General features: G+C 37.2%; 20 protein-coding genes and 2 pseudogenes. All 22 read right to left on the bottom strand.

Annotated features, from left to right (window positions below):
* Positions 1 to 8: 8 nt before the first annotated feature.
* The gene (gene secA / locus ABES52_RS10375; protein ID WP_429651088.1) at positions 9 to 2,513 is read right to left on the bottom strand and encodes a preprotein translocase subunit SecA; all 2,505 of its coding nucleotides are present in this window, start codon (positions 2,511 to 2,513) and stop codon (positions 9 to 11) included.
* A gap of 782 nt (positions 2,514 to 3,295) precedes the next feature.
* Positions 3,296 to 4,342 carry an SEC-C metal-binding domain-containing protein gene (locus tag ABES52_RS10370; protein ID WP_429651087.1) on the bottom strand — a complete coding sequence of 349 codons (1,047 nt, stop codon included), beginning with the start codon at positions 4,340 to 4,342 and terminating at the stop codon, positions 3,296 to 3,298.
* A 313-nt stretch (positions 4,343 to 4,655) separates the two neighbouring features.
* The gene (gene hpf, locus ABES52_RS10365; protein WP_429651086.1) at positions 4,656 to 5,213 is read right to left on the bottom strand and encodes a ribosome hibernation-promoting factor, HPF/YfiA family; all 558 of its coding nucleotides are present in this window, start codon (positions 5,211 to 5,213) and stop codon (positions 4,656 to 4,658) included.
* A 207-nt stretch (positions 5,214 to 5,420) separates the two neighbouring features.
* A complete protein-coding gene (locus ABES52_RS10360) occupies positions 5,421 to 5,594 on the bottom strand; it encodes a hypothetical protein (RefSeq protein ID WP_429651085.1) in 174 nt (57 codons plus the stop codon).
* On the bottom strand, positions 5,569 to 5,820 hold the full coding sequence (locus ABES52_RS10355; RefSeq protein WP_429651084.1) for a DUF8042 domain-containing protein: 252 nt from the start codon (positions 5,818 to 5,820) through the stop codon (positions 5,569 to 5,571). The genes ABES52_RS10360 and ABES52_RS10355 overlap by 26 nt, the downstream gene beginning before the upstream one ends.
* Positions 5,821 to 5,830: 10 nt before the next feature.
* Complete coding sequence (gene fliT, locus ABES52_RS10350; protein ID WP_429651083.1) at positions 5,831 to 6,178, bottom strand: flagellar protein FliT; 348 nt, start codon at positions 6,176 to 6,178, stop codon at positions 5,831 to 5,833.
* Positions 6,178 to 6,579, bottom strand: coding sequence for a flagellar export chaperone FliS (gene fliS, locus ABES52_RS10345; protein WP_429651082.1), 402 nt, complete (start codon positions 6,577 to 6,579; stop codon positions 6,178 to 6,180). The genes fliT and fliS overlap by 1 nt, the downstream gene beginning before the upstream one ends.
* Before the next feature lie 23 nt (positions 6,580 to 6,602).
* On the bottom strand, positions 6,603 to 8,162 hold the full coding sequence (locus ABES52_RS10340) for a flagellar hook-associated protein 2 (protein ID WP_429651104.1): 1,560 nt from the start codon (positions 8,160 to 8,162) through the stop codon (positions 6,603 to 6,605).
* A gap of 24 nt (positions 8,163 to 8,186) precedes the next feature.
* Positions 8,187 to 8,555, bottom strand: a complete 369-nt coding sequence (flaG, locus tag ABES52_RS10335) for a flagellar protein FlaG (protein WP_429651081.1) — start codon at positions 8,553 to 8,555, stop codon at positions 8,187 to 8,189.
* Between the two features lie 337 nt (positions 8,556 to 8,892).
* A complete protein-coding gene (locus ABES52_RS10330; protein WP_429651080.1) occupies positions 8,893 to 9,426 on the bottom strand; it encodes a hypothetical protein in 534 nt (177 codons plus the stop codon).
* Between the two features lie 27 nt (positions 9,427 to 9,453).
* On the bottom strand, positions 9,454 to 9,963 hold the full coding sequence (gene darG / locus ABES52_RS10325) for a type II toxin-antitoxin system antitoxin DNA ADP-ribosyl glycohydrolase DarG (protein WP_429651079.1): 510 nt from the start codon (positions 9,961 to 9,963) through the stop codon (positions 9,454 to 9,456).
* Positions 9,938 to 11,545, bottom strand: coding sequence for a DUF4046 domain-containing protein (locus tag ABES52_RS10320; protein ID WP_429651078.1), 1,608 nt, complete (start codon positions 11,543 to 11,545; stop codon positions 9,938 to 9,940). Before ABES52_RS10320 ends, darG begins: the two co-directional genes overlap by 26 nt.
* Before the next feature lie 185 nt (positions 11,546 to 11,730).
* On the bottom strand, positions 11,731 to 12,798 hold the full coding sequence (locus ABES52_RS10315; protein ID WP_429651077.1) for a glycosyltransferase family 2 protein: 1,068 nt from the start codon (positions 12,796 to 12,798) through the stop codon (positions 11,731 to 11,733).
* On the bottom strand, positions 12,786 to 13,655 hold the full coding sequence (gene rfbD / locus ABES52_RS10310) for a dTDP-4-dehydrorhamnose reductase (protein WP_429651076.1): 870 nt from the start codon (positions 13,653 to 13,655) through the stop codon (positions 12,786 to 12,788). Before rfbD ends, ABES52_RS10315 begins: the two co-directional genes overlap by 13 nt.
* Positions 13,652 to 14,665, bottom strand: coding sequence for a dTDP-glucose 4,6-dehydratase (gene rfbB, locus ABES52_RS10305; protein ID WP_429651075.1), 1,014 nt, complete (start codon positions 14,663 to 14,665; stop codon positions 13,652 to 13,654). The genes rfbD and rfbB overlap by 4 nt, the downstream gene beginning before the upstream one ends.
* Complete coding sequence (gene rfbC / locus ABES52_RS10300; RefSeq protein WP_429651074.1) at positions 14,662 to 15,225, bottom strand: dTDP-4-dehydrorhamnose 3,5-epimerase; 564 nt, start codon at positions 15,223 to 15,225, stop codon at positions 14,662 to 14,664. Before rfbC ends, rfbB begins: the two co-directional genes overlap by 4 nt.
* Before the next feature lie 16 nt (positions 15,226 to 15,241).
* Complete coding sequence (locus tag ABES52_RS10295; protein WP_429651073.1) at positions 15,242 to 15,985, bottom strand: sugar phosphate nucleotidyltransferase; 744 nt, start codon at positions 15,983 to 15,985, stop codon at positions 15,242 to 15,244.
* A 49-nt stretch (positions 15,986 to 16,034) separates the two neighbouring features.
* Positions 16,035 to 16,329, bottom strand: a pseudogene (locus ABES52_RS10290) (ISNCY family transposase); the annotation flags it as partial.
* A 249-nt stretch (positions 16,330 to 16,578) separates the two neighbouring features.
* A pseudogene (locus tag ABES52_RS10285) lies at positions 16,579 to 17,114 on the bottom strand (transposase); the annotation flags it as partial.
* Positions 17,115 to 17,243: 129 nt separating this feature from the next.
* Positions 17,244 to 18,593, bottom strand: a complete 1,350-nt coding sequence (locus ABES52_RS10280) for a glycosyltransferase (RefSeq protein ID WP_429651072.1) — start codon at positions 18,591 to 18,593, stop codon at positions 17,244 to 17,246.
* Complete coding sequence (locus ABES52_RS10275; RefSeq protein WP_429651071.1) at positions 18,593 to 20,665, bottom strand: glycosyltransferase; 2,073 nt, start codon at positions 20,663 to 20,665, stop codon at positions 18,593 to 18,595. Before ABES52_RS10275 ends, ABES52_RS10280 begins: the two co-directional genes overlap by 1 nt.
* Positions 20,666 to 20,678: 13 nt before the next feature.
* On the bottom strand, positions 20,679 to 22,091 hold the full coding sequence (locus ABES52_RS10270; protein ID WP_429651070.1) for a tetratricopeptide repeat protein: 1,413 nt from the start codon (positions 22,089 to 22,091) through the stop codon (positions 20,679 to 20,681).
* Positions 22,092 to 22,103: the final 12 nt, after the last annotated feature.

Raw genomic sequence — 22,103 nt, 5'->3', positions numbered from 1 at the left:
CCTCTCCATTACGCTAGTTTACCATGACAATGTTTGTACTTTTTCCCGCTTCCGCACGGGCAAGGGTCGTTGCGTCCAACGTTCGTTTGTTTTCGAATTGGCTTCCGTTTCACATTACCGTCTTCTTTCGGATTCACCGCATGCCCTTTCGCGACTTCTTGGCGTTTTAAGTTATTTTGGATTTCAGCTTTCATTACGTATTTTGCCACATCTTCTTCAATAGCAGCAACCATATTTTCGAACATGGCAAAACCTTCGTTTTGGTATTCACGAAGCGGATCGATTTGACCGTACGCGCGCAGGTGAATACCTTGACGTAAGTGATCCATCGCATCGATATGGTCAATCCATTTCGTATCGACCGCTCGAAGAACGATGACTTTTTCAAACTCGCGCATTCTTTCGCCTAAAATTTCTTCTTTTTCATCGTAACGAACTTTTACTTTTTCTAAAATGAGGTCAATGATTTCCTCCGCATCTTTTCCTTCAAGGTCTTGGACGGTAATGTCTCCTTCAGGAAGTAGGTTCGCGTTGACGTAATCGATAATTCCTTGAAGATTTACTTCCTCATCGTCTTGCGTCGCCATATGCGAATGAACCGTACGCTCCACGACCGATTTAATCATATTTTCTACGATGTCGCGAAGGTTTTCCGCTTCTAATACTTCGTCGCGCTGTTTATAAATGATTTCACGCTGCTGACGAAGGACATCGTCGTATTGGAGCAGCTGCTTCCGGGCGTCGAAGTTGTTACCTTCTACCCGTTTTTGCGCTGATTCCACCGCGCGTGTTACCATTTTACTTTGGATTGGCTGGGAGTCATCCATACCAAGACGTTGCATCATCGCTTTCATATTGTCAGAACCGAAGCGGCGCATTAACTCGTCTTCCATGGACAAGTAAAATTGTGTCACACCCGGATCTCCTTGACGACCCGAACGACCGCGCAACTGATTATCAATACGGCGAGACTCGTGGCGTTCCGTACCAATGACGGCTAATCCGCCGAGTTCTTTTACACCTTCACCTAATTTAATATCCGTACCACGACCAGCCATGTTAGTTGCAATGGTCACCGCACCTTTTTGACCAGCTTGGGCGATAATTTCCGCCTCACGCTCGTGGTTTTTCGCATTTAATACATTATGCCGGATACCACGTTTCGTTAACATTTTCGAGAGTAATTCCGACGTTTCAATCGAAACCGTACCAACGAGCACCGGTTGTCCTTTTTTATGACGCTCAACGATATCTTCCACGACCGCTTTAAACTTACCTTCCATTGTCGCGTATATTAAATCCGGACGGTCGTCACGAATGACTGGTTTGTTAGTTGGAATGACGACAACTTTCATGTTGTAAATGTTCCGGAACTCTTCTTCTTCCGTTTTGGCCGTACCTGTCATACCGGCTAGTTTTTCATACATACGGAAGTAGTTTTGGAACGTAATCGTCGCCATCGTCATGCTTTCGTTTTGGATTTCTAATCCTTCTTTAGCTTCAATCGCTTGATGAAGACCGTCGCTATAACGACGCCCTTTCATTAAGCGACCTGTAAATTGGTCAACAATGACGATTTCGCCGTCTTGGACAACGTAATCGACATCGCGATGCATACTTACATGGGCTTTTAACGCTTGGTTAATATGATGGTTGATCGTAACATGCGTGATGTCAAACAAGTTGTCGATACCGAAGTATTTTTCTGCTTTATTAATCCCTTCTTCGGTCAGCTGAACACCTTTTGTTTTCTCATCGTACGTGTAATCGACGTCTTTTTTCAGCGTGCGTACAAACGCATTTGCCTGTAGATAAAGCTGTGTCGATTTTTGCGCCGTACCAGAAATAATGAGCGGTGTACGCGCTTCGTCGATAAGGATGGAGTCAACCTCGTCAATGATAGCAAAATGAAGCGGACGCTGTACTTTATGTTCTTTATAAAGCACCATGTTGTCCCGTAAATAGTCGAAGCCAAATTCGTTATTCGTTCCGTAGGTAATATCCGCTTCGTATGCTTTTTTCTTTTCTTCTTTAGATAAGCCACTAGCATTGAGGCCAACGGTTAAGCCTAAAAATTCGTACAGACGGCCCATTTCAGTTGCGTCACGGCTCGCTAAGTATTCGTTCACCGTCACGACGTGAACCCCTTTTCCAGTAAGGGCGTTCAAGTACACCGGCATCGTCGCTGTAAGAGTTTTACCTTCACCCGTTTTCATTTCGGCGATATTTCCTTCATGAAGGGCAATACCACCCATCAGCTGCACTTTATATGGATACAAGCCTAACACCCGACGAGACGCTTCCCGAACAACAGCAAACGCTTCAACGAGCAAATCATCAAGCGATTCACCTTGCTCGTAACGCTTTTTAAATTCTGTCGTTTTTTCGCGAAGCTGCTCATCCGTCAAGCGTTCCATGTCGGACGATAACGCATCGATTTGATTCGCAATTTTTTCTAAACGATTGATTTCCCGCTTATTGGGGTCAAACACTTTATTTAATATACCAAGCATGAAAGACGCTCCTTTATTCCTTCTTCGTACGAACTATTCGTAAAAATATCGATTCCTTACCTATTTAATAATACCACTTCTCACGGAAAAGTGACAACTTATGGGATATCCGGGCTAGAGATAAGGTGCGAGCAAAAAAAATGAATTCTATAACGTGAAATAACTAAAGGAGCAGCAGCTTACTTGGTAGGCCGTTTTCTGAAATAGGTCCTGTTTTGCAGTTGTGATAATACCTTTTGCAGTTTACAATTGTTCTTTTGCACTTAATATAAAATCTTTTGCAGTTTGCATCAGTTGTTTTGCACTTGTCATAATATCTTTTGCAGTTTACGCCGATTGTTTTGCACTTGTCACATTCTTTTGCACTTTCCGCCACTTGGTTTGCACTTGGCACAACATCTTTTACAGTTTACGCCGATTGTTTTGAACTTGTCATATTATCTTTTGCAGTTTACGCCGACTGTTTTGCACTTGTCATAATATCTTTTGCAGTTTACGCCGATTGTTTTGCACTTGTCACAATATCTTTTGCAGTTTGCGCCGATTGTTTTGCACTTGTCACAATTTCTTTTGTACTTTCCGCTACTTGTTTTGAACTTGGCGCAACATCTTTTACAGTTTACGCCGACTGTTTTGCACTTGTCACAATTTCTTTTGCACTTTCCGCCACTTGGTTTGCACTTGTCACAATTTCTTTTGCACTTTCCGCCACTTGGTTTGCACTTGTCACAATTTTTATTAAAAAAACAGCCTTTCATCATGAAAAGCTGTTTACCAATTGATTATGAAGATAACGAAGCGACTTGTTCCGCAACAGCTGCGTCCATTTCTTTACGACGCTGTGAGATACTATTCGGTGATACCCCAAATCGTTCCGCGAGTTCTTTTTGCGTAAAGGTAGGCAAGTCAAATGCTAATGATTGCAGGAGATAGTACGTGGCTGCGACATACAGTTTCGGGTTGCGAATAGTTGGTTGAACTTTTTTACTGAACACGTTCCATAAAAGCACACCGAAATCGGACGCATCTTTGGAGCCACCTACTTCTTGTATGAATGCTTGCAGGTCGTCCCCAATTTCTCTATAAATCTCTTTTTCCCACTCGTACGTTGGCTGCTCTTCTTCTTGAGAAGCATTTTCTTTTTCTGCTAATTTCGTAAACACATCGTCGATAAACGTTAAATAATGCTCACGGAAATACGATTGAACGTCTCCTTCATACGCAGAGATCTGTTCTTTTAAGTATGGCACCGCCACATCAGCCACTTCTTTAGGGAAGTCGTAGCCGAAGATATAGAATTTATATGTCTCTTCGTACGGTAAAAGTACCCCTGTTACAAACGTATGTGGCTGGAACGAACGATTTTTATATTGTACTTGATACGTTTCGTTCGATAACTCATCTACCATCGTAATATGAGTATCGGTCACTTCTTGAATCATCCCGGCTACAAAGAGCGCTTCTTTCCACGATTCGACAATCGCCTTCGTGCGCGGACGGTGGATCGTTGGAAGTTGATGCTCGACAAAGGATTCCAAAATCGTCGTTCCCTTAGATTCATACGCCGTTGTAAACCAAATATCAAACAACATCACCGAGTTCATTTCGTTTTCGCGAAAGACACTCGTTTTTCCTTCCACTTCCCGGAACAGTTTCTCCCGCTCGTTACGGTAATGGGTGTACATGTAACGATATAACTGTTCCTCTTGCTTTTCGATTTCTTCATAAATGACGTCCATGATCGAAACGACGCCGTTTTTCCCACAACATTTTTTATATTTTTTTCCGCTCCCACAAGGGCACGATTCATTCCGACCAATTTTTGACATATATATCCCTCCTCATCGTTCACTCTGTATGTAAACTCCAACGGTTTGGGGCATACAGGAAAACTTCCATCAGTGGTCTTCAACGGATGGTTAGTTGAACCAATCGGACCTTTATGGACTTTTTTCCCCACCTTGAGGTGAGGGTTATTGCCCGTTAAGTATGGGATAAAAAAAGACCATTTTCCATCTTAACACGAAATGGCCAGGACGAATAGTACGGAATTTTTTAACGGTACAAAAAAGACCCCATAGCCAATAGCTACGGGGCCAACGAGAGGATATGGTGATTCGTAAAGTTAGACTTGGTTAAAGGTTAATTTGTTTCAATTAACCCATATTTTCCATCTTTACGACGGTAAACGATGTTCGTTTGGTTCGTTTCCGCATCCGTGTAAACAAAGAAGTTATGGCCAAGGAGGTTCATTTGTAAAATTGCTTCTTCGCTATCCATCGGCTTCAAATCAAATTGTTTCGTACGAACGACTTCTAGCTTGTCTTCTTCCTTCTCCTGATGGTTGGCGGAAACATCATCGACATTGGTAAATAGTTCTTTCGGACTGCCTTTTTCACGAAACTTACGATTCACTTTTGTTTTATGCTTACGAATTTGACGTTCTAATTTATCCGTAATTAAATCAACCGCTGCATACATATCTTCATGTCGCTCTTCCGCCCGTAAAACGAGGTGAGGAAGAGGAATTGTAACTTCCACTTTAGATGTTTTATCTGGATACACTTTCAAGTTCACGTGTACGTTGGCATCTGGAGCATGAGAGAAATAGCGTTCTAACTTTTTGATCTTCTTCTCTACGTAATCACGAATAGCTGGAGTTACTTCAAGGTTTTCACCACGAATGTTGTTATTCATCATGCGAACTCCCCCTTTTGTAAAAGCTATGTTATTATATTTCTCTTTTTCTTAAAATAATCCTGCTTAATCTTTCAAAAAATTTTGTCAATTTTTTGACCAATTTGTGGAGAAATGGTGAAACCCGTTATATTAACTGCACTTTAGAAGGGGATACTTAAGAAAGGAATAATAAAAGAGGCTACTGAATCAGTCAGTAGCCGTGAAGGATTAATGTTGAATATACGGTTGAAAGGATTCTTTGATTTGGTTGGACCATTGTTGAAACGTCGGAACCAGTTTCTGTTGAAAGTAGTCTTGTTTGAAACGGGAATCTCCTACAAGTTCATTAAATAAAATCGTTTCTTTTAACACCGTATCAAACGCTTGGAACGGCTTGAACAACGGCCTCGTCTTTGTCGGAAAAAATTTGACGGAGCACGCCATTCGTTTCGCCAATTTGTACAAACGCCTTAAAAATGTCCGCTTTTAGTCGTTCTGCTTCGGTTTTTTTTAGGTTCGTGAAGCTTTCATCAATATATAGAAGGGCTTCTTCAATTGAATGAAGAAGTTCCACATACTGTTGGCAAAGGGTTACATGTTGCTCGGTTAATGAGAACGTTGATTTCATAGTGCGTCACCTATTTTCTTTTATCGTAAAACATTCCATCAAATTGGAGCGATTCGTACGGATTCCGATATTTTTTGACGGATTGTTTTCGTTTTTCAAACGAATTCCGGTCTTTTTGAATGTCCATTTGCAATTGTTTCAGGAGTGGTTCGATTTGTTGATTGATACGAACTAACTCTTGCCCAAGCTCTATTTCCTCTTCGGAAAAAGGCGGTTGAATGGACGGAAGGAGTGCTTGCCGCTTGTTCAACAACTTTTGTATCGACTGGATGACTTCATCACGGTCCTTTCCTTCCATCGTTTGGAGCACGTGTAAAAGCTGTTTCGTCACCTCTAGGCTTTGCTGAACGACCGACATTACACGTGACCACCTTGTCCGTGCTGTTGCTGACGGTTCAGTTGAATCACTTGTTTCCACGTATCGCGGAATTCTGTAACATAGCCTTCGACTTCGTCTAAAATCGCAACATCGTTTTTAATATTCGCCTCGACAAGGCGGTGGTAAATGTAATCGTACATGACCATCATATTTTTGGCGACTTCATAGTCCATATTCAGCGTGACCATTAATTCTTGGATAATTTTTTGTGCTTTTAAGAGATTCGTATTTTTCTCCTCAATATTTTTTTCTTCCATTGCTTTGCAAGCGAGTTTAATAAACTTTAAGCATCCGTTATATAACATCAACGTCAACTCACCAGGCGACGCTGTTTGCACGGCATTTGCCTGATAAGATTGATACGGATTGTTCGTTGCCATTCGTTAAAACACTCCTTTAGGAATTATTGCATACCGCCACCAAAGGCATTCATAAGATACATGGCTTGAGAATTATATTGGTTAATCGCCTTTTCCATCGCTGTAAATTGACGCCAATAGCGGTCTTCGATTTCAACGAGACGGTCTTCAAAACGATCGATTTGATCGTCAATTTGATTTAAGTTTCGACCGATCGCAAATTGTTGGTTTGTCCAAAGTGTCTTACCCGCTTTTTGTTCAATTTTGCCGATGGTGTCTTTAATCGTATCTCTTAATCGACGGGCAATGCCTTTTTCTGAGTAATTGGTGCTATCGTTATTAAACAAACGATAAATCGCATCTGGGTTTTCTTGGATTTTCTCGCGCAGCTTTATCTCATCAATAATGAGTCTACCACCATCTAAATAGTTGGAGGAAGTCGTAATACCGATTTCTGCCAACTGAGAAAATCCGCTCGTAATATTAGAACCTTCTACTTTCATATAAAGAGCCATCCGCATCTTACTTAGACCGCTCGATAAAATCGAATCGTTTCGCAACATCCCGCTCCGCGCTTTTTCCTCCCAAAGCTCCACTTGCTTTTCCGTCATCGCTTCTTTTTGCTCATCAGTGAGTGGTGGGTAATCTCGGTAGCGTTCTTCTTTAAGCTCGGCGTTAATTTTGCTGATGACTTCGTTGTATTTATCAACGAATGCTTTGATAGAGTTGAAAATTGAGTCCGTATCTGTTGCAGTAGAAATCGTTACAGTTCCTGTTGTTTTTGTGTTCTTTAACGTATAAGTCATTCCATTAATTGTAAATGTATTGGTCGTACGCTCTGTCGCTAATCCGTTAATAGTAAACTTAGCATTTTGTCCATTTGTTTTTCCTGTTAATTCTGCCCCGTCAGAAGCGGACGTAAATCCAAGCTCTTTTAAAAAGTTAGCACCTGATACAACTTTAATCGATGCCCCGCTGCCTGTTTCATTTTTCGTAATAACAAGTTTTTGTGTTACTTCGTCATAAAACGCGCTAACACCTAATTTTGTGTTTTGATTAATTTTAGTAATGACAGAGTTTAACGTATCGGTAGACGGGTCAATTGTAATCTCGGCTGTTTCTACTGTTGTGCTTCCAGGATTCATTATATCAAACTTTAATGTCACGGAGCCCGCAAACTGAACGCTACCGCCGCTTGTCGTAAACGTAACCGTGTTTAACTTTGCGTTTGGATCAATTTTATTATCTGCCGCTGTTGTTTTAATCGCTGTCTCAGATGTCCATCTTGCTGCTGAAGCCAGCTGCGTAATATCCTTTAACTCAACAGTTTGATTAGCAGTCACGTTTGTCGCTACGGCAGTAACAACACTCTCATCCGAACTTGTAACCGCTTTTTTCAAAAATGTACTTTGCTTGAATACACCATCGAAAATAAACGTATCCAGTTCTTGTAATAATTTATTCATCTCACGATAATCATCACGCTGCCATTCAAGAATTTGCTTTTTTTGATATAGTTTATCCAATGGCATACGCTCTGCTCTCATTAAATCTTTTACAAGCTGATCAATATCCATACCACTCGCCAAACCGCCAATGCGCATCGTGCTCACCGAAACTCACCATCCTTAAATTTTTTTATCAACAATTAAGCCGACAAACTGCATCATCGTCGCATACATGTCAAGAAGTTTTTTCGGAGGAATTTCACGAACCACTTCATTCGTCCGTTCGTCAATGATTTTCACGTAATATTCCTTTAACTTATCGTGAAGTTCAAATTTTAATGATGTATGGCTCGGCTGAAGGAACTCATTCATTCCCTTCACAATTTCCTCAAGTTGTTCTTTTGATACTCCTTGTGTTTCTTTTTTCTCTTCTATTACGCTAGAGATATCCATTTTTTGCGAATCTACAATACTTGCTGTTTTTTCATTAAGAACATTTTCATACAAGTAAGAGGAAGAAGATAGTGAAGAAATACGCTCAATCGTCATAATCCGCCCGCTCCTTTGTATAAACGCTATCTATTATTTATATCGGTTAGGAAAGAGAAAATGTGAAGTCATTTTGCACATAAACAAACGATATTATTATGAATAAAATAGAGGAATAAAAAGGTTAATACTCTATTAACTGGCATAAAAAGAGGCGCTAGCCAAGCTAATGCCTTGTTTTTTCTGTTGCGCTTGAGCATACAGTTATTAACGATATGTGTAGGTCTTTTGAACTGAAGCAGGTGAGTAAATATCCTTTCATTTAATCTAAGATTTATACTGACAATAAAAGCCCCACTCCCTGAATTGAGTGAGGCATGATCTACAAGCATTTTTATTAATTAAGCATTCCTATTCCTTTCAAATGCTGCCAAACTTTTGTAATATGCTTCTCTTTAAATATCTTCTGCTTCCGTTCGTTCCAGTTATGAACTTCTTCAACGATTGATTGAATATCATCCTTTATATCTGGATTTTCTTTAACAATCCAATGTACGGTTGAAAGCAATTCTAGCCCGTATGGAGTTTCAAACCCTTGAATAATATCCCGTACTCTTCCTAAATGTTCATGGGCTTCGGAATCTCCCTTCAAATACTGCTCAGCTTTTTGGGCTACATCCGATATTAAGTAAATTTCCGCATCTCTGCTACGGTCAACAAAACCACGAATAAAATGACCATCAAGACGTAATAACACATGGTTTAAGTTTTCAGCATATGGACCGTATTTACTTTTTTCAAATCTTAGTTTAAGAGGTTCCCCTACTGCTTGAAGAAAATACGCTAACTTTTGCACTTCAAGCAAAGATAGACGATAACCTGGAATTGTGTAATCATACATTAGCAGAAATAATGTTCTTGCTCTTGTCATTTTCAGTTGTTCCGTACGTATTTTTATTTAGTCAGGCTTCGGGCTTCCTACCAGCTCGTATAAATGCACTTCTACATCTTTTAAATTTTCAAAAGCCGCTTCAATTTTAGGGCGTACTTCATCCCAGCTAAGTCCGCCATTTCCACAGCCAAGCGGTGGGATAGCAATAGATTTTATATCAAGATCCTTAACGACCTTTACCAAATCGATCAACCCTGATTCGATATCTTCCATTCGGGATTTATTTTTCCAATGGCGTTTTGTCGGAAAATTGATAATATACTTCGGATTAAAAAGTGATTCTCTAGAAACAACATGCATTTTACCCGGTCGAACTTCTTCACGACGACAAGCTTTTTCATATTCAGAAAACACTTCTGGGTAAGCTTGGTTAAATTGCAACGCAATTCCTTTCCCCATCACACCAACACAATTGACCGTATTCACTAAGGCTTCTGCTTCATCTTCCAAGAGATTGCCTTGTTTTAGAATGATCATTGTATCACCTTCTTCAGTAACAATGAGAACAGCTAACATTAAGCTGTATCCCATTACTAATCAAAAGGGACGCAATTGTGCGAAACCCTTTTTCCTTAAAATCATCAGGCATAATTGCGATTAACTTATAGTCCTTTAATGATTGAAAAAATTCAATTTTTCTATCCGCTTTTTCGGTATATGCTTTATAACGACTCGAACCATACAAACCAAAATACTCTATTATGAATTTTCGGTCATTTTGATAAATAATCCAATCGGGGATATACACTTCCTCGTATCGATAGTTCACAAAGCGCTGACTTTCTCTAATTACTTTTGTAGATACGAATGTCTGAATTAAAAAATTATGGATGGTCAGTTCCTCTTTTGAATCACACAATTGTCCGTCAATCCCGACTAACAAATTAAATTCCTCAGGCTGAAATGTATATTCGGGGAATGACTCAATAATCCAACGGTAAAATTTACTATCATAATGCCGATCGACCATACTGATAAATCTGGGGAAATGTTTTTGGAAGTATGCACGATTTAAAAGCGGCAACGACTCTCTACTAATCTTTCTCTTTTCACAAAAAGTTCTTAATGCTTGCACTCTATTTTTTTGAGAATACCAATATTGATTAGGTACCCGCTGGAACTCTGTAATCTCATATTTTCCCGGAAAGACAGCGTTCACAATTTCAATTGGAGAGCCGTTATATTCATGTAACAGTCCACCTAATCCCTCTTGCATTAACCTTTTTTTCGTAAAAAACTTTGGAACATCCTCTTCCGCTATTCCTTCCTTTTCAATCAAGTCCATGATAGCACGTTTCACATTCGAAATATCTTTCCAGTAACCATTTGGTTTCATATGAAAGCTATCAGCAGAAAATAAGCCTGGAAAAAGATATGACATCAATTTCGATGGGGAACCTTGATGCTTTTTTAAAACACCACTAAAGCGGTATTTAATCAGCATCTGTTGAGTTACTTTCTTTGAGGCATCTTCAAGGGAGATGTTTTCTTTCGTCAACATATCTAGGAATTGTTCCCTCAAAAAATTGCTATTGTTTGCATAGCGATGGGGAATTTTTTTAAAATCTGTTTCTTTAAATACACCGGGGTATAAAGTATCGATCAAGCGAAACGGAGAATCACCATATCGCTTTAGCGGGTTAGAAATTCCCCATTTAATTAACAAATCATAATTCACTTTTTGCGGTATCTCCTCTATCCTTACCCCCTCTCTTCGCAAATACCATTCCAATCGATCTCGTATATTTTGAGTATCGCTCCAGTAATTAATTGGCACTCGACTGAAATCAAACTCATTATATCGGCCGGGATATACAAATTGAATTAATTTAGGAATAGATTTAAAACGGTTTAAAGCTCCCCAAAGCTTCTGTTCCTTTATGATGGCTCTGTTGATCTTGGGGATTTGTTCCTTCTTCAAACCAAGATTCACTTCTAATGCATAACGAACAAGAATGATCACATTTTCGTCTTTTTCCCACGTGCCTGAAGGAAGGACCTTTCTTTTTCCAATGCTAACTTCCTTATAGAGATTCACAAGCGGTAGTTGAGATAACTCGGAATGGCAAATGCTTCTATAATAATTTAGATCATCCATATGATCACCTCTATTTCATTATAACATAAATACGAATATATGTTCTGTTCAATCCTAAAAAATAGAGCCTACTAATGGTAGACTCTCTGATTGGTTATTCGTTATTTTCTAAGAACCAAATTAGCAAAAGTAACTTTGAAGCTGCTTGTGGCATTATAATTAGATTAAGCCAATCTCTATAAGAACTACCTTAAAAGTTCTAAGCGTTTTATAGCTCTTTCATATTGTTCTTTGGCTGCTTGTTGATAGAATGAAATGGCTTTATCAGTATTACCAAGAACCTCATGGAATACTCCTAAATTGTAAGAAGCAAGGAAACTTCCTGTACCTTTCACACTGTCATACTTATCCGTATCCCCTATTTCTAAACAGCGAAGAAAAGATTTTTCAATGAACGGAAATAAATGAATATATTTATTAACATTGCTAAAAATTAAGTCCATATAAAATAAACCACATGCGAAATAGAAATCTGGAGAATCGGCAAATCTGTCACGCTCGTTTTCAATCAATTTTAAGCCTTTCTCGAACGATTTATTTCCTATACTCGTATATAAATAATCAATAACTAGACTATGGCGGTACCATGATTGGAATGGAGCAAGATGATAACTCTTTTCAAAATATAATTCCGCTTGTTGCAGTTGTTGCTGCAACTTATATTGTTTTCCTACTTGATACAAAATATAATCATCAAGCGGTCGTCTCTCAGCTTCTAGCAACAACAACTTGAGGTTTCGATCCGTTTTATCTGTATGAATATATCCGTCATGATACACTTCTATATCCAAGTTTTTCCTTGGTAAATCAGACTCTACCTGTTCGTGAATGCTTCCGACATATTTTACCCCTTTAGGCAGTAATCGAGATAGATAAGACTGTGCATACCTCTTCTCGCCATCTTGAATAAATTCATCAATCCTTTTAATCCGACCAATTACTCTGTCGTTTTTTTCTATAAAGTTACGTATAATGCTTCCGCAATCATTAATAATATATTCATCTGCATCCAATACTAAGTTCCAATCACTTGTAGATTTTTCAAGTGCGTAATTCCGAGCAGCGGAAAAATCATTAATCCATTCAAAATCGAATACTTTAGCACCAAATGAATAAGCTATTTCCTTTGTGCGATCCGTAGATCCTGTATCGACAATAACTATCTCATCGACAATATCTTTGACACTTTGCAAACAACGGCTAAGATGCCGTTCTTCATTCTTTACAATCATGACTAATGCTAATGTTGACAAGGTTTCACCCCATAAATTTTAATAAATTCCTTTAATGCCTCTCGCCAATGCCTTAATTCCTTAAAGCCATTTAATCGTAAAGCCACATGATCCAATACAGAATACGCAGGGCGTTGAGCCGATCTTGGATAATCTTTTGTTTTACATGGATTAACTACTATGTTAACATTAGCCTCTTCGAAAATAGCTTTTGCAAATTCATACCAAGAGCAATGGCCTGAATTAGAAATATGGTAGACTCCATATTTTTCAGTCTGAATAAGTTGAAAAATGCAGCTAACTAAATCAACTGCATAAGTTGGACATCCAATCTGGTCATCAACCACGAACAATTCTTTTTGTTCCTGTGCAAGCTTTAACATTGTTTTCACAAAATTATTTCCGTGTTCTCCGTAAACCCAAGATGTTCGAATAATAAAAAATTTAGAGTGAAGGTCTCTTACAAACTGTTCACCGGCTAGTTTACTTTTTCCATATACGCTTATCGGATTCGTAAAAGCAAACTCGTTATAAGGCACATTCGCGGTGCCGTCAAACACATAATCGGTGCTTATATAAACAAACTTAGCGCCTATATGTTCTGACGCTACGACTATGTTTCTTGTTCCGTATGCATTAACTAAAAATGCTTGATCTGGTTCGGATTCTGCTGTATCTACTTTTGTATAAGCAGCAGCGTGGATAACGACATTAGGTTGGATATGGTCAATAACATTTTTAACTTGCTTAAAATCAGTTATATCGAGTTCTTCTCGGCCATATCCATATACTTCATATTCCATGTCTTTTAGCAATTTGACCGTATCTGTACCGAGTTGTCCTTTGGCGCCAGTAACTAATATTTTTTGTTTACTCATTCTCTTTCACCATATTGCTTTTGATAATAAGTCATGTACTCTCCGGATTTAATACGTTTCCACCAATCTGGATTATTGATGTACCATTGAATAGTTTCCTCAATTCCCTTGTCAAACGTATATTGTGGTTTCCAACCAAGTTCTGTCATAATTTTCGTAGGATCGATTGCATAGCGGCGATCATGCCCTGGACGATCCGCTACATATTTAATTAACGACTTTGAAACTCCAAGTTTTTCAACAATTAAATGGACTATTTCGTTATTTGTCCGTTCATTATGTCCGCCGATATTATATACTTCTCCTGACTTGCCCTTATGAATAACTAAATCAATAGCGGCACAGTGATCTTTAACATGAAGCCAATCGCGAATATTTTGACCATCACCATAAATAGGAAGATCTTTACCTTCTAATGCATTTGTTATCATTAATGGAATTAGCTTTTCTGGAAAATGATATGGTCCATAGTTATTCGAGCAACGTGTAATATTCACGTTTAATCCATATGTTTCATGATATGCTCTTACAAGTAAATCCGCACTGGCCTTACTTGCTGAGTAAGGGCTATTTGGAGCAAGCGGAGTTTCTTCCGTAAAATACCCTGTATCTCCTAAACTGCCGTACACTTCATCCGTAGAAATTTGGACATACTTTTGAATATTGTTCGCCTTCGCTACATCTAACAATACCTGAGTCCCCAATACGTTTGTTTTAACAAAAACACTTGGGTCAGAAATACTGCGGTCAACATGCGATTCAGCAGCGAAATTAACAATTACATCAATATGATGAGACTTTATAATATAATCAACAAGTTGATAATTTCTAATATCACCTTTAACAAAGACATACTGTGGATTTTCTTGAATATCTTTTAAATTTTCTAAATTACCAGCATAAGTTAATAAGTCGTAATTAACGATTTTATATTGAGGATATTTATTCAACATATAACGCACAAAATTGCTACCGATAAAGCCTGCTCCACCGGTTACTAGAAGATTCATAGAGTTCTCTCCCACACAAAATTAATTTCTGCATCCGCTAACAGTGGATGATTTGCATCTTTTTCCGAAAGAACAGGATCAGTTACTGGCCAATCAATCCCTAACGCTGGATCATTCCAAAGAATCCCTCGATCATGCTCAGGTGAATAATATTCGTCAACTTTATATTGAACTTCTGTGTTCTCTACCAATGTACAAAAACCATGTGCGAACCCTTTAGGAACTAACAATTGTCGTTTATTGTCCGTACTCAAAATAAAGCCTTGCCATTTCCCAAACGTCGGTGAACCTTTACGAATATCAACGATCACATCATAAATAGCACCGCGAGTAACACGAACTAGTTTTGTTTGGGCTTTTGGATTTAGTTGATAGTGTAACCCACGAATCGTTCCTGTTTTTACGGAAAGAGAATGGTTATCTTGCACAAATCGAAGGTCGAAACCTAATTTACGAAATGTTTGTTCATTATAACTTTCCATAAAAAAACCACGCTCATCTTTGTAAACGGTAGGCTCAAATACAAACACACCGTCAAATTTTGTTTGAATAACTCTCATCCCATTCATCCTTCGATTATTTCATGTTTTTATTAAACAAACCACCAAAATTTACATCTTTCGCAAGTTCATTAGCCCGCAAATAGGATGTATGCGTACCGGCATCCGTCCACCATCCATCCAAAATATCATACATCAGTTCATTCCGTTCAATGTAAGCGTTATTCACATCGGTAATTTCTAACTCGCCTCGTGCAGACGGCTTTAACGTTTTAATAATGTCAAATACTTTAGCATCATACATATAAATTCCTGTAACCGCATAACGGCTTTTCGGCTTCTTTGGTTTTTCTTCAATACTCTTAATTCGATCACCTTCAAGTTCAGGTACCCCAAATCGCTCAGGGTCCTCAACTTCTTTAATTAAAATTTTCGCTCCCGTTCCTTGTTCTTTAAAATCTTTAACATATTGAACAATACTATCGGAAAATACATTATCTCCCAAAATAACCGTCATTAAATCATTGCCTACAAACGCTTCGCATAATCCTAGCGCTTGCGCAATTCCACCAGCTTGATCCTGTACTTTATATGTAAACTGAACATCAAATTCAGAACCGCTGCCTAACAGATTAACAACGTCCCCCATATGTTCGCGTCCAGTCACAATTAAAATGTCAGTAATATCAGCCTCTTTCAATTTATAAATTGCATGGTAAATCATCGGATATTTGCCGACTGGCAGCAAGTGTTTGTTTGTTACTTTCGTAAGTGGATAAAGGCGAGAACCTGTTCCACCTGCGAGGATGATGCCTTTCATTTAGTAATCCTCCTGCAAATGATTTAAGAAATTAATAGATGTTGCAAAACTAGAGTAAAAACTCAAAATTGTGCATGAGTATGCATAATTGTACATTCAACAGATAGCGATGAAACCCATACCACCATGGTTGTTCTAACTCCTTGATCATCAATTAGTTCAATACTTGTTCGATGACACTGCGAAGACCAAACAGCCACTTCCAAAGTCTTGTTTTCAAAAAAACAGGAATGAACCGACCATAGGCATCTTTTCGCTCATCACCAATTGCGGCGGTTAATCGGAGAGACGAAAAAGATTTCGACTTGTTCCGCCGTTTTACGGATGTGCTCGCTGTCATACATGTTTTTGGCAATTAAAAAATGTATTAAATAGCAAATAAGTATATACAATTATCTGTATAAAATTTCATACCTCTTGTCGCTTGACATGGAGCCTCTGCGGGCATGCTTTCTGGCAAAGGAGGCAAGCCACAGGACTTTGCAAGGCATACCAGCCTATCATGCCCGCCACTCCATGTAAAGCGGTAAATATGCAATAATTCATGCATATGCTTAATTGCCAAACACTACAATTCTTAATTGCCATCAACAATACACGACATCACCAAGCGCAATCTCGATGTTCCATTCTTACAAAGACTACAAAGACTAAAATAATTCCGATGCCACTGTTGCATCAGATTAGCAGTCGTGAAGACATGAGATAAAATGATTCCTTCTGCTGTTGTACGAAGATGTAATTTAAAACCATTGATATCGAATCGATATTTCCCATCTTACTTGAGAACCACAAAGACTGCTTAGGGGTACCATACTGTAAATGATAACCACTTTTGGATGTCAATTTCCTAAATCTTTCAGAAGTTGGGTGTTAAAACAGAAAAAAATTCCTGTTCTTGAAACCACTTGCCTGCACGTGAAAACGTAGAAAGCTACGGAACCTCTTTGAGTCCACAAATACGCTGAAAGTAGCCAAATCTATCGAGTGTTTCAACCAACTGACGTAAAGAATCAATGGAAAAATAGCTTTTTAAAAAGAAACATTTTAACAATGATTTTTTCGGAATCAGTGGTCAACCTGTCGCATAAGGATCTGTTTCGCTATCGATTGCATGTCCATAACAAAATTGGAAATCATGAAAGTGTCCACCTTTTGGGATTAAGTATTTGGTCACTGTATATTATTTCTAAAAAAAGTGGGTTTTTTGCGTACATTTATGCATAGGTTATGTGTTTTGCAACACGTTCAAATAGAACTAAAAATTTTTTAATTTTTTGTCGAGAAACTCTCTTACTTTATCAATATTTTCCAAACTTGGATTTCCTAATCTTTTATTAATTTCTGAAACAAACCTTTCAGGTTTTTCAATAAGCTCTTCAAAATTAACGCTAATTACATCTTCATTATTTTTGGTAAGAGTTTCTTTATATTCATAATAATTTTGTAAATAAGGTGCCAGAATCTTTACTGCATCACTCAAACTAATGTTCTCTCTTTTTGCAAGAGAACGAACACATTGTTCGAATGGACGTGAAACGAATACATAGGTGATATCAGAAATTTCTTTTAAATAAGGAAGCCATAGATCCAATGTTAATAATGTTCTTGGATCTTTTAATCCCCAAAAAGGTTTTACTTGTTTGGATAAAAAATACCTTATTTCCTGTGGATTAATCATAACAGCTAATAATCTTTTTTTATTTGGAGGATTATACCAACTTGCACCAATACTATTAAGAATTTGCTCGTTTTTAATGACAAAATCTCTATTTTCAAAGTGCCCTTTCTTATTAGATTCACTTGCAGGAAGCAAATTTTTGCCCATATCTATCCCTAGTAAATTCATAACACCAGCTGTTGCACTAGAACCAGAGCGATGTAAGGTTAAAACTAGAAAAAGTTTGTTGTTTTTTGTGGGGGAAAATTTCTTGTTTAAACTCTGAACATTTTCCCCATAAACATCAATAAATTTTTTTCGATAATCATCAAATCCATTTTTCACATTCACTATACCACAGTCATGAACACACCACGGCTCGTTTTGGCGCACAACTCCTACATCATAACCGGCTAATAAAAATTCTTGACATTGGGAGAGATCATAAAAATGCCAACCCGTAAACAAATCTTCTCTCCACGGGGTATCATACTGGGTAATCATTATTAATCCATCGATAGCTTGAACGGGTTCATAATCTAGTTCGGTATCCTTAAAGCTTAATAACTTCATTTCTCCTGTATGACTGTCATAAACCTTTCCAAATCGTTGAGTGCTCTCCCACCAAACTCCATTTTTCGGAACTGTTTTAGCTCCTGCTACTCCAATCATCCCTAATTTAGGATACTTTTCAAAAAGAGCAATAATATCATATAAGAAATTTTTATTAACTATAAACACATCCTGATGCAAATACACTTTATACTTTGCATCTGTCTGCCTCATTCCTTGGTTGTACCCTGAAGCAATACTTGAAGCACTCTCGATAGCAATAAATTCAATTTCATATCCCTCTGGAACATGAAGAGATTTCACATACCGTACAGATTCTTCATATAAAGCTCGATTATTAACACAATAAATAAACGCAATTTTTTTGTCATTCATCACAAAGACTCTCCTCTTGCAGCCCTTAATAAATCTAATACTGCTTCGTCAGGCTGCTGAATTTGCTGTAAAAATTGTTCTGCCAATTCGTTTTCTCCATAATAGAGCAACACATAACCGAGGTTATAGAGAGTGTCCTCGTTCGTTTGATCAAGTTCATAAGCCGTTTGTAAATACGGTAATACTTGTTCATGAAGTCCCTGTTCAAAACAGATAATAGCTATCGATTGTAATACATTGATTTTGTCAATGATACTTGTATTTATCACTTCTTTAACTAATGGTTCATCTATTTGCCCCTGTTCAAATTTTTGTATGACGCTTTGTTTAGTTTCTTCTACATCTATACCAAACTCTAATCGACGCAATAAAAATGTTAACTCTTGAATTCTTTTTAAAGGCTCTTCATTCATTTCTTCGAATAATTTCCGAACTTCCTCATCTGGATTTTTAATACGAGATAAATAATCGTTCGCTAACTCTTTCTCCCCATATGAATGTAACACGAACGCTAAGTTATAAAGAGTATCCGTATTATCTGGTTCTTTCTCAAAAGCAGTTTGCAGATAAGGAAGAACGTGTTCATGATATCCTGCCGCAAAATTTTCAATAGCAATTTGGTTAAGTATCGTAACAGATGAATGATAATTTTCTTTAATCGTTGCGATAATACTTTCAGTTGGATAATGATTTAACTCTTCTAATACTTTTTGTCCCGAAACGAATTTATCTAATAAATCCAAAAGTTGTCCGTTCTCTAATTGACCAGAGACTAAAAAGTAGCTTGATTCTAACATCGGGCGAATACCATCTCCTCGCACAGCAATGATTTGATTAATAACTTGCTTTTGATTATCACTAATAAAAGGTTTTAATCCAGATATTGAAATTTTAAAGCCAGCATCCTTTAGTAAATGTTCAATTTGTGAAAAACTATACATGTTACGATTTACAACAGGATTACCGCCATTTAGTAGCTCTTGTATCACTAGATAATGACCAATATTAGGAATTTTGGCAATAAAGATTCCATTTTTATTAAGGTGTTCTGCAACAAATTTTAATAACGATTCATCTAACTTAAAGTTGCCATCACTAAATAAAATGACATCAAACTTTCTTTCTTGTATTTCTTCGTCCTCAAAACTGTTCATAACATTAGCAAATCGGCTTGCTTCTTCAACTGAAAATGAATTGTTCTCTATACCGTATAATTGTGCCAAAGGATACTCATGTTTCACTTTCAGCAAAGTTCCACCAGACCCGCAACCAATGTGAAGAACTTGAATGGCTTTTTCTTTAGAAGCAGTAATCAATTCAACCATTTCATAATCAATTCTGTATGAATTTGAATCTGTCCCCCATTTTTCCTTAAATTTCTTTTCATTTTCAGTCAAAACCCTAGAATATGTATTTACGTCTTTTTTCCAAGATATACTCCCATAATGATGAATAAACGTATCTTTACAAAGTAGCAAACGGTATCCTGCTTTACGCAATCGGACAGAGTAGTCATCATCTTCAAAATTCCCCGGTGTAAACCGCTCATCGAGCAAACCGACTTTATCAAATGCTTCCTTTTTAATTAGCATACAAAAACCTATGAGTTTTAGCCGTTCTTCCCATTTATCAGGATTTGGTACATTATAGCTTGCAGCAAATTGGTGCATTTCATCAATAGAAGTATAGTTTACAGGAATGGTTGAATAATAAGCCGCTGAATTCGTTACTGGGCCAACTGCTCCAATATCATCAGAGCTATATAAACATGTCAATAAATTATCCAACCAATTTTTCGTTACTATCGTATCATTGTTTAAAAGAAGAATGTTTTCCCCCGTTGCCATCTCAATTCCTTGATTACATCCTTTTGGAAAACCTAGATTTTCATTATTAAAGATTACCTTTATGTTATTTTGTTGTTTTAACCACTCTACCGTACCATCAGTAGAGTGGTTATCAACAATAATAATTTCGTAACTGCCTTCTTTTGTATATTTAGTAATACTTTCTATACACTGTTTTGTATAATCCAATTGATTATGAGTGAGAATGATAATACTAGTTTTCATGTAAGTCTCCCTCTTAATTTCCCTGTTGCATCAACCATTTACTATCAGGGTAAATATTTCTTGCTTTTTTCAATATATTATCTCTTTCTGCTGACAATCCGTTTAGTTTCATTAACTCTAATACATATTTATATAATCGGAAATCGTTATGACCGAGTTTGATTCCTAATAGTCCGTATTGAATTGCCTCTGTAATTTGATTTCTGATTGCTAGTCCTTCAATAATATTGGCAAAACCTTGTACGTCTAAATCATTAAAATCCTCAATGCTTTGATAAAAATCTAGAGCGACCTCAATAAATTCGTAACGATGGAGCAGATGACCGAGATAAAGATTGATTTTATTTTCAAACTTATCTCTTAGAGATATTAATTGTTCAAATAAGTCATATTTTTTAAGCTGGATCGTTCGTTCGATCAAATGCAGATAAAAAGTCTGTTCTGGAATATGATCGGTTTCGTTTATGATAAATAGTAAAAATTCTTTTTCCTTATCATCACTCACAATATTGCTCAACAATCGGATAACTTCTGGCTCGTCAACACTTAGCGAAGCAATTAAAACATCATATAAATCTAGGCAACCATTTTTTATATAAGTTTCTAACGAATATAAAGAACTACTCATTAATTGTTTAATTGCTTCTTCGTATTCTCCTTTTATAATATTTAGTTTAATTTGAAATCCTTTTCTAAGTGTTTCTTCTTTTAACTTTGAAATATAATATTCAGCAATCGTTTCCAAACCTAGGCTAAGAACAATTCTTAATAGTAAAGATATATCCCTTTCATTAGTAAACCAATTTCTTTTTTCTAAAAATTGAATAATCTCATCCTCAGAGTGAAATTTAACTAATAATCCTAGCACATTGTATAGTGCCTCATAACTTTTATTATTTATAGATAGCGCACTAACATAATGGTGAACAGCCTCTTGAATATTTCCTTTATATTTATGAATATGCCCAAGTAAAATGTGAGGATCATACTCTAAATATTCGATACTCTTTATAAATCTTTGATATTTATGTTTATTGTTCACTAGCTCAGTTAAAACTTCTAAAGCGTCATCGTATCTATGCTGTAAATAATAAATTTCTCCTCTTAAATATTTGAAATCAGGAGTTTCACTGTAAATATGCTCGGCATCGCTTATAACGTTTAACGCATCATTAAATCTCTCTAAATATTTCAAACATAAAATAATTTGAACAACACAAATTGAAACCCAGCTGAATCTAAAATCTGGTTTCAGCTTGTAAGCTTTTAAATAGTATTTTAGTGCCTCTTCCACCTCTGCTTTAGAAAGATATTCGTTAGCTAAATTAAAGTAATCAAATCCTTTACTATTAGAAGAATTCAATTCCTTTTCAATTAATTCCGCATTACGCTCATTCTTATTCTTTTCTTTGACTATTTGAGTCATATACCCTGAATG

The organism is Aeribacillus pallidus, from assembly GCF_050478865.1.
Classification (GTDB): Bacteria; Bacillota; Bacilli; order Bacillales; family JACDOC01; genus JACDOC01.
The sequence above is the reverse complement of the archived record's forward strand: the minus strand, read 5'-3'. Positions and strand labels throughout refer to the sequence as shown.